Raw genomic sequence first — 385 nt, 5'->3', positions numbered from 1 at the left:
CGGACGACGACGGCCGCCGGCGAGCCCGCCGCCGAGGCGCGCGATCATCGGGATGGCGAACGCCAGCGTCTTGCCGGAGCCCGTCTTGCCGCGGCCGAGCACGTCGCGGCCGTTCAGGGTGTCGGGGAGCGTGTCCACCTGGATGGGGAACGGCGTCGTGATGCCGTTCGCCGTGAGGGCGGAGACGAGGGGTGCGGGCACGCCGAGCGCGCCGAAGGTGTCAGTGGTCATGCGGGGGAGTTGCCTTCCAGGCAGGGGTCCGCACCGGTGTGCGTTCTCGGGGATGTGCGACGACGCACGGAAGCGGAGGATGGCGAAGGCGCCGATGGGCGCATCCGTTCGCCAAAAGAAAGATGTCACTCGGCCCCGTCGGCCTGTGCGGCGA

General features: G+C 71.4%; 1 protein-coding gene. It reads right to left on the bottom strand.

Annotated elements, in window-relative coordinates; all coding sequences use genetic code 11:
- A partial coding sequence (locus tag EO139_RS21505) for a DEAD/DEAH box helicase (protein ID WP_164739961.1) occupies nucleotides 1–231 on the bottom strand: 231 nt, incomplete at its 3' end.
- Nucleotides 232–385: the final 154 nt, after the last annotated feature.

It is taken from the genome of Xanthomonas sp. BRIP62411 (assembly GCF_003993525.1).
Classification (GTDB): Bacteria; Pseudomonadota; Gammaproteobacteria; order Xanthomonadales; family Xanthomonadaceae; genus Xanthomonas; species Xanthomonas euroxanthea.
The sequence above is the reverse complement of the archived record's forward strand: the minus strand, read 5'-3'. Positions and strand labels throughout refer to the sequence as shown.